This is a genomic window from Eggerthella sp. 1_3_56FAA (genome assembly GCF_000185625.1).
In the GTDB taxonomy this organism is placed as follows: Bacteria; Actinomycetota; Coriobacteriia; order Coriobacteriales; family Eggerthellaceae; genus Eggerthella; species Eggerthella lenta.
On sequence record NZ_GL622579.1, the window covers coordinates 737,307 to 746,129 of the forward strand.

At 68.0% G+C, this 8,823-nt stretch carries 8 protein-coding genes; 2 read left to right on the forward strand and 6 right to left on the reverse strand.

Annotated elements, in window-relative coordinates:
• Positions 1–231: CrcB family protein (locus tag HMPREF1023_RS03215; protein ID WP_009304711.1), on the reverse strand; the 231-nt coding region annotated here is incomplete at its 3' end.
• Positions 232–582: 351 nt separating this feature from the next.
• Here HMPREF1023_RS03215 and HMPREF1023_RS03220 point away from each other — a divergent pair.
• Positions 583–2,091, forward strand: a complete 1,509-nt coding sequence (locus HMPREF1023_RS03220; protein WP_009304712.1) for a putative DNA modification/repair radical SAM protein — start codon at positions 583–585, stop codon at positions 2,089–2,091.
• The gene (locus tag HMPREF1023_RS03225) at positions 2,088–2,996 is read left to right on the forward strand and encodes a TIGR03915 family putative DNA repair protein (RefSeq protein ID WP_009304713.1); all 909 of its coding nucleotides are present in this window, start codon (positions 2,088–2,090) and stop codon (positions 2,994–2,996) included. Before HMPREF1023_RS03220 ends, HMPREF1023_RS03225 begins: the two co-directional genes overlap by 4 nt.
• A gap of 711 nt (positions 2,997–3,707) precedes the next feature.
• Here the strand turns inward: HMPREF1023_RS03225 and HMPREF1023_RS03230 are convergent.
• The 5 genes from HMPREF1023_RS03230 to HMPREF1023_RS03250 form a co-directional block, all read right to left on the reverse strand.
• A complete protein-coding gene (locus HMPREF1023_RS03230; RefSeq protein ID WP_009304714.1) occupies positions 3,708–4,673 on the reverse strand; it encodes a radical SAM protein in 966 nt (321 codons plus the stop codon).
• 197 nt (positions 4,674–4,870) lie between these two features.
• Positions 4,871–5,842 (reverse strand): NAD(P)-binding domain-containing protein, encoded by a 972-nt coding sequence (locus HMPREF1023_RS03235; protein ID WP_009304715.1) that lies wholly within the window; start codon positions 5,840–5,842, stop codon positions 4,871–4,873.
• A gap of 58 nt (positions 5,843–5,900) precedes the next feature.
• Entirely contained in the window at positions 5,901–6,830 is a 930-nt protein-coding gene (locus HMPREF1023_RS03240) for a DegV family protein (RefSeq protein WP_009304716.1), read from the reverse strand.
• A 55-nt stretch (positions 6,831–6,885) separates the two neighbouring features.
• Positions 6,886–7,788, reverse strand: coding sequence for a DegV family protein (locus HMPREF1023_RS03245; RefSeq protein WP_009304717.1), 903 nt, complete (start codon positions 7,786–7,788; stop codon positions 6,886–6,888).
• A gap of 61 nt (positions 7,789–7,849) precedes the next feature.
• Positions 7,850–8,823: hypothetical protein (locus HMPREF1023_RS03250; protein ID WP_035578336.1), on the reverse strand; the 974-nt coding region annotated here is incomplete at its 5' end.

The window sequence follows — 8,823 nt, forward strand, 5'->3', positions numbered from 1 at the left end:
AAACGTGGTGAAGCCGCCGCACACGCCGGTCTTGAGGAACAACACCGCGTTGTCGGGCAAGCTGGAGCCCTCCGTGGCGGCCTCGAACACCGCCCCGATGAGCACGGCGCCCGCGAAGTTGACGGTGAACGTCATGAGCGGGAAGTCGCCCTCGACCGGCACGAGGCCCAGCAGATAGCGCCCTACCGATCCGATGAAGCCGCCCAAACCCACGCACAGCACCGCCACCATCGCCCGCTCCTTCGCTCTCGTTTCCATATCATGCAAGCATCAGTATACCCTTGCTCGTCGCGAAGCGAATCCTCCGGGCCGTCGAGAGACAAGGGGAAACGCGAGAACGCACGGCGTGCAGGTTCGTCGGAAAGCATGAAGCGCCCTCGGACAACTAAAGCCGATCCGCACGCTTCATGCGAGACGCCGCTCCAGCAGCTCCGAAAAACCAGCCCAGCCGCCGCATGCCGCAAGGAGCGGAAGAATCCGGGTTCGACTCCTCTTCCCTACCCTTGACTTCGAACACTCGTTTGCGTACTATATACGAACAAACATTCCCGCGAACATTTGATCTGACGAACGGATGGACGAATGGATCTGGTTGCCAAGCTCGAGATTCTCGCCGACGCTGCTAAGTACGACGTTGCCTGCACGTCGTCGGGCATCGACCGCGACGCGCAGAAGGGCAAGCTAGGCAACACGCTGGCCGCCGGCTGCTGCCACAGCTTCGCGGCCGACGGGCGCTGCATCACGCTGCTCAAGGTGCTCATGACGAACGTCTGCGTGTACGACTGCGCCTACTGCGTGAACCGCGTGTCGAACGAGGTGCCGCGCGCCGCGTTCAAGCCGCGCGAGCTGGCCGACCTCACCATCGCGTTCTACCGCCGCAACTACATCGAGGGGCTGTTCCTCAGCTCAGGCGTCATCCGCAACCCCGACTACACCACCGAGCTCATGATCCAGACGCTCTCCATCCTGCGCGAGGAGCACGGCTTCCGCGGCTACATCCACGCGAAGGCGGTGCCCGGCACCTCGCCCGAGCTCGTGCAGCAGCTGGGGCACCTAGCCGACCGCATGAGCGTGAACATGGAGCTGCCCTCCCAGAAGAGCCTGCAGCTGCTCGCGCCCGAGAAGGACAAGCAGCGCATCATCGCGCCCATGCGCCAGATCCGCGACAACATCGCCGTCGACAAGGACACGCGCGCGCTCGTGCGCAAGCAGACCACCTACATGAAACAGGTCCGACCCAAGAAGAAGGAGCGGGCCTTCGTGCCCGCCGGCCAGTCCACGCAGATGATCGTGGGGGCCTCGCCCGAGAGCGACTTCCAGATCCTCAACCTGTCGGCGGCGCTGTACCGCACGCTGTCGCTCAAGCGCGTGTTCTTCAGCGCCTACACCCCCGTGAACGACGACAAGCGCCTGCCCGGCACCGACGCCATCCAGCTCAACCGCGAGCACCGGCTCTACCAGGCCGACTGGCTGCTGCGCTTCTACCGCTTCGACGTGGCCGAGATCATCGACGAGGACAACCCGTTCCTCGACCCCGACCTCGACCCGAAGGCGAACTGGGCCATCAACCACCTCGACTTCTTCCCGGTGGAGGTGAACACGGCCCCGCTCGAGGCGCTGCTGCGCGTGCCCGGCATCGGCGTGCGCGGCGCGAACCTCATCGTGCGCGCACGGCGCACCGCCTGCTTGCGCGAGCCGGAGCTGCGCAAGCTGGGCATCGCCTACAAGCGCGCCCGCTTCTTCATCACGTGCAGCGGCGGCTACGCAGGCCAGGGCGTCGACTTCTCCCGCGAGGGGCTGCGCGCGCAGCTGGCCGCGCCCATCAAGGGCGGCAACAACGGCCGCCGCGCCGACAAGACCACTCCGGGTCAGATGAGCCTGTTCGAGAGCGTCGAGACTCCCGAGAAGGCCCGCATCGCAGGCGGGTCGGGCGCGCGTGCTCTGGAAAGCGGCGATGCGGCCGCAGCGGCGTGCTGCAGCGATGCGGAGCGCTCCTCGAACGAGGCGTCGTCGTCCGGCCGCGCCGCGAGCGCCGACGGGACGTACGGATGGCAGCGAGCCCTCGAAACGCCGGAAGCCGTGTGCGCATGAGCCGAAAGCCCGCCGAGAACCCGCCCCTCTTCCCCGAAGAACCCCTGGCCGAGGTCGCCTACTGCCACGACGGCTCGCTCGAGGGTCTGCTGTCCGCCGTGTTCGAGGCGTACGCGCGCCGCGAGGACCCGCAGGACGTCGCCCGCGCCGACGTCCTGCAGCCGCGGCTCGGCCAAACCGTGCGCGTCATCGAGACGAACGAGGAGCATGCCGTGCGCGTTCGGCGCGGCATCAGGAGGGCGTGCGGAGACGCCGCCTACGATGCCGTCAAGCACGCCTCGCTCAGCGACCACCCGGACGCCGGCACCATCGTGTACCGCTTCATCCGCTACGCCATGGCGCAGAGCAGGCCGCACGATTGCTCCGGCTGCAAGCGCCGCGGATCATGCGGCGGCGCGTGCGGGAAGTTCGCCTGCACGGGCAAGGCCCGCCGCAGCGTGCTGGGCGACCTCGCCCACCCTGCCGTCGAGCCGCTCCACCGCCTCGCCCGCTCCGTCATGAACGAGCGGCATCGTATGCTGCAGTTCCTCCGCTTCGAGCATCTGGAGAACGGCGTGTGGTTCGCGCGCTGCAACCCCGCAGCCTCGGTCATCCCGCTGCTCATGGACTGGTTCAGCGGGCGCTTCAACACGCAGCCCTTCATCATCTTCGACGAGGCGCACAACATCGCCGGCGTCTACGAAGGACGCGACTGGTACCTCGTCCAAACGGAGAACGTCGACCTGCCCGACCGCGCGTCCGAGGAACGCCTCATGCAGCAGGCCTGGAAGCGCTTCTACGACACCGTGGCCGTCGAGGCCCGCTACAACCCCGAGCTGCGCCGCCAATTCATGCCCAAGCGCTTCTGGAAGAACATCACCGAGATGCAGGAAGACCTCCCCGGAAAGGAAATCTCCCCGCGCTAACGTCCGCGCGTCCCTGCGAAGCGGCAGCCCTCCACGTCACCGCGCGATTCGATGCGGATCCGAAGCCCTTCGGGATGGGGACTTCGGAAGCGCGTCGGCGAAGCGGCCGCCCCCTCTTTCCGCCAACGGCTAACCGCAGGCAGGCCGTCCTCGCGCGCGAACCCCGAATTCGCGTCGACGGTCAAGATGCCAACGCGGCGCCGACCCGTTTCCCCGTCGGAACAACCGCGATGAATCCATCAACCGCCCCCGCATACCCGAAGGCGGGTCTTTCGAAATGCCGTTTCCAGCCGCAGGTCTTCGCCAGATTGTTTCACGTGAAACATTTGTTCCAACCATCGCTCTGCTGCGCAAAGCAGACAAGACCAGGCAAGATACGGCAGGGGCGGCGTCCCGGCAACGTCAGCCCATGCATCCCCCCGCGCTCCGAATGGCGAAAAAGCATCGAATTCGGAAGGACGAGGCTCATCGAACCCGCCCGGTGCGCCTCGTTGGAATCCAGCCGCTTCCACGACCTGCGGCGATGCCAAAGCAAGCTCGCCTCCGCACGCGCAACCCTCTTCGATACTTCCGAATTCAACCTCTTTTCGCCATTCGGAGCGGAGGAATGCGCCCCAAGGACGGCCCGAGGGGAGGGGAGGGGAGGGGAGGGGAGGGGAGGGGAGGGGAGGGGAGGGGAGGGGAGGGGAGGGAGGGAGGGTAGAGCCCGCCTTACGCGCGATCGGGCTCCCGCACGCCGGACAGGTCGAACGCGGGGATGAAGCTGTCCTCGGCGGCTCCGCCCTGCTGCCAGAAGTAGTCCTCGACGCCCAGCTCGTCGGCGTAGTCGAGCAGAAGCTCGTACTCGTCGTCGGAGACGCGCTCGGCAAGCTCGGGGCAGCGGTCGAGCGTCGCCGCGGCTCGCGTGTCGCCCGCCTTCGCGGCGTCCGCCAGCACGGGCGTGTACTGGTTCATCAGCGACAGCAGCACCGCGTCGCCGAAGCGCTCGTGCACGAGGCGCACGACCCGCTTCGAGTCCTCGAGCGCGCCCGGCAGCATGAGGTGGCGCACCACGACGCCGCCAGTCAGACGCGGCTCGCCGTCCACCTCGTCGAACGTCGGCCTGCCCGCCTCCTCCACCATGGCCTCGAGCGCCGCCAGGGCGACCTCGGGGTAATCAGGCGCATGCGAATAGCGCCGCGCCAGCTCGGCGTCGGCGTATTTGAAATCCGCGAGGTACGCGTCGACCGTGCCCTCGTTCGCCCGCACGGCGGCGACCGTCTCGTACCCGGACGTGTTCCATACGACGGGAAGCGCCAGCCCTCGCTCGCGCGCCCAGGCGACGGCCGCGCGCGCCTCGGGAGCGTAATGCGTCGGCGTGACGAAGTTGACGTTGAGCGCGCCCTGCTCCTGCAGCTCCAGGCACATCTCGCCCAGGCGCTCGACGCTCACCTCCGCGCCCGCCTCGCCCGCGGCGATCACTGCGTTCTGACAGTAGACGCAGCGCAGCGGGCAGTGCGCGAAGAACACCGTGCCGCTGCCGCGCGACCCGCTGATGGGAGGCTCCTCCCAGAAATGCAGCGCCGCACGCGCCACCACGAGGCGCCCGTCGGCCCCGCACGCCCCGCGCTCCCCCGCCGCCCGATCGACCCCGCACGAGCGGGGGCAGAGGTCGCATGTTGATAATGTCAGATTCATAGACTCACCGGTCCAATAATGTCAGAGAGGGCGGCTGTGGTGTCCGAGATCGTGAGGAAGGCGAGGACGAAGCGCATCCTGCAAGAAGTCCCCGCAGGGGATATTTCGGTACGCGAGTCCTCGGCTTCGCGGCGAGATCGGGTGCCACAGCCGCCCGCAGCGTCGGCAAGGTCCGTCGGCCGTAGGCCGACGGAACCCTAATTGGCCGAATACGCGCCGTAGCCGGGATAATCGCCGAAGGAACCGTGGTCGTGCCCGTGGTCGTGGCCGTCGTCGTCCAGGTCGTCAAAGCCCTCGGCGACGTCGCCGTAGGCCTGCTCGGCGCGCGTCCAGTCGAGGCCCTGCTCGGCGCACGTCTTCTCCTCGCCGTACACCAGCGCCAGCGCTGCAGGCGCCTTGTCGGAGCCGCCGATGACGGCGAGCAGCTCCAGCAGGTGCAGGCACGCCTCGGCCTGCGGTAGGATGAGGTCCACGTCGTCGGCCGCCGTCAGCGCGGCGGACAGCTCGGCCATGAACATCTCAACCGTGTACATGCCGTCGAAACGCCCCGTGTTCACCGCGGCCAGCACCTGCTCGGCCACGGGCGTCGCCGCACCCACGCGCTCCGTCGCCTGGTCGAGCGAGGCCGACGAGCGACGCACGGCGCGGTACAGCGCGTCGGCCTCCACGGCCGAGATCACCTGCGCCGTCGTCTGCAGCGTGTACGCGGCGCGCGCGAGCTGCGCAGAGCCCGCCCCGCCCGTTTCCTGCACCGTGCCGGCGATCGCTTCCAGCACGGGACGCGCCTCCGCCACGGCCTCCTCGTCGCCCCCGACGAAGCACACCAGGTTGTCGCGGTCGCCGAACGCGTCGGCGCGGGCCACGTCCACCACCACGAGCGGCGCCTCCACCGACATGAGGTCGCTCACCACGGCCACGGCGTTCAGCTCGCGCGCGAAGCTGGGAGTCGACGCCGACAGGTCGATGAGCAGCGCGCCCTTCCCCGCCGCCTGCACGAGCCCCTGCTCGTCGAAGTACGCGTCTTCCAGCGCCGTCTGCGACGTGCAGTACGTGATGATGGCCTCGGCATGCGCGACGTCGTCGGTGCGCGTGCAGCCGGCCGCCTCCAGGCGGGACACCACCATAGCGCCCACCGTCTCGTTGCCGGAGTATACGAACGAAAGTTCCATCTAAGCACCTTTCCCGATGCGTTCGAATTCCATGTGTCGCGAGCCGCTCGCGCGCGGGCTACTCGCCGCCCTTGACCTTCTTCGCGATGCGGTCGGCCACCGACAGCTCCTCGCGCTTGTCGTTGCCCCAGAACACCACCGCGATCATGTCCGGCCCCACGTGACTGCCGATGACCGGCCCGATGCTGCTCTCCAGAAACAGGATGCTGTCGTCGCCCTTGCCCAGCGCCTCCTGCAGGCGAGCGGCGTCCTTCGGGCAGTCGGCGTTGCCGATGACCACGCAGCGACCCGGCCGCGAGTCGGCCTTGCGCTTGTTGTAGTACTCGGCCAGCTGCTTGATGCCCTTCTTGCGCCCGCGCGCCACGCCCGCCAGCGACAGCTTGCCGTCGACGGTGATGGTGAGCAGCGGCTTCACGTCCAGCTTCGAGCCCGCGTACGCCACCGAGCTGGGGATGCGGCCGCCGCGGCGCAGGGCCTCCAGGTCGTCCACCATGAACTCGGCGTCCACGAAGTAGCGCGCCTCCTCGGCCCAGCGCGCAAGCTCCTGCGCCGTCATGCCGTTGTCGCGCTGACGCAGCGCCTCGTACACCAGCAGCGCCTCGGCCACCGAGGCCAAGCACGTGTCCACGATGTACAGCTCGGCGTCCGGATGCTCGGCCATCAGCTGGTCGTGCACGAGCGCCGCTGCATCGAAGCTGCCGGACAGCCCGCTGGAGAAGCTCAAGTACACGGTGGGCACCCCGCTTGCGATGGCGCGCTCGAACGCGTCGCGGAACACGGGCACGGGCACCTGCGCGGTGGTAGGCTCCTCGCCGTTGCGCATCGCCTGGTAGAAATCGTGCGCCGACGAGGTCTGGTACAGATCGTCGGCATGCTCGCCGTCGCTCATGATGTAGGGGAACCTGATAAGCTCGACGCCTTCCCGGTCGACGACCTCGAACGGCAGGTCGCAGCACGAATCGATGATGAGGTTGCACTTATGCTGCATGAGCGTTTCTCGCTTTCTGAGCGGTTTGCATACGGTATCGGACGATCGCGCGACTCTACGAAGCGCAGGCGCGCGCCTGCACCGGGCCGCTGATCTTGCCGGCCAGGGCGCTTGCGCACTCATAGGCAAGCCCCACGGCCGGTCCCACGTGCAGGCCGATGACGGGGCTCACCGGCAACACGCTCACCGTGCGCCCGATGAGCGGCTCGACGACCTCGCGCGCCCATGCGACGGCCGGCGCCTTGTCGCCGATGTAGTGCACCACGACGTGCTTCAGGCCGTGCTGCTCGACATCCTTCTTGAACTCGGTCACGATCCGGTCGAGCGCCTTCTTGCGCGTGCGCACCTTCGCGAACGTGTCGGCCTTGCCGTCGCTCACCGTGAGCACGGGCGAAAGCTGGATGAGGTTGCCCAGCAGCGCCGCCGCGTTGCCGATGCGCCCGCCCCGTTGCAGGAACGTGAGCGTTTCGGGCGTGAACAGGAAGCGGGTGGACTCGATGCCGCGCAGCGCCGCCGCTGCGCATCCCGCCAGGTCCTCGCCCGCGTCGCGCGCGGCCACCGCGTCGAACACCGGCCACGCTTCGTCGTAGCCGCACGACGTGGAGTCCACGATGACGTAGGTGAAGTCGATGTTGCGCGCCTTCACGGCGCGCGCTGCGCGCACGGCGCCCTCGTAGGTCCCCGACAGCTCCGACGAGATGAAGATGCCCAGCACCTCGTCGCCCGCGCGCGCCGCCTCCTCGAACACGGCTTCCAGCGTGTGCTGGGACGGCTGGCTGGACGTGGGGATGTTGTCCACCATGTCGTAGATGTCGGCGTAGAACGCGTCCAAATCCATCTCAGAGTCCGCGTATTCGCATCCCTCGCGGTTCACGAACAGGGTGACCACGTCGATGCCGGCTTCGCGCGCCACGTCGGCGGGAATGGAGGCGACCGAATCGGTGAGTATCTTGATCATGACATCCTTCCTTGACATGGGGCACAGGCGCCCGAACCAGTCGATGACGTACCCTCGTACACTACGCGATGCCCCGCAGCTTCACAACCAGATCGCGACGGCGCTCAAAAAGACCATATTCGAGGCCTACCGGATAGGTGTGGGCGTTCAGCATGCGCTTCTGGCTCTCGTCGAGCGTGGCGAGGCCCGCCTGGGCACGCTCGCGAGCCGCCCATGCGTCGCGTTCGGACGCGTCGAGCACCGTGCGGCCGTCGCGCGCGAGCGGCTTGAGCAGCGTCTCGGAGCACAGCCCCGAGAGGTTCTTCTGCCGCAGGTCGTCGGACGGGTCGACGATGACCTCGCGCAGCTTGTCGCCGGGCGCGTTCACGTCGAACACCATATCGCCGGCCAAGCGCCCGCTGCCGCAGTAGAAGTAGCGGCGCACGTCCAGCACGCCGGGCGTGGTCAGCTTGGCGGCCGACTCGGAGATCTTCAGGCGGTCGGTCCACTCGCTCTCCCCCGAGGCGCGCGTGGCCGACAGCTTGTACACGCCTCCCAGCGTGGGCTGGTCGTAGGCGCAGGCCAGCTTCGTGCCCACGCCCCACGAGGTCACCTGGGCCCCCTCGTCGCGGATGGACTGGATGGTGAACTCGTCCAGATCGTTCGACAGCACGATGCCGCAGTCGGTCAGGCCCGCCTCGTCCAGCATGGCGCGCGCCATGCGCGCGAGCCACGACAAGTCGCCCGAGTCGATGCGGATGCCGCTCAGGCGCTCGCCGCGCTCGCGCATCTCCAGTCCCACCGTGATGGCGTTCTTGATGCCCTGCTCCACGTCGTAGGTGTCCACGAGCAGCACGCAGTTCTTCGGGAACGCCTCGGCGTACGCGCGGAACGCCGTGAGCTCGTCGGGAAACGACATGACCCACGAGTGCGCGTGCGTGCCCGACACGGGGATGTCGAACAGCTTGCCCGCCAGCACGTTCGACGTGGAGGCGCACCCGCCCACGACGGCCGCACGGCTGGCCCACAAGCCGCCGCCCGCGCCCTGCGCGCGCC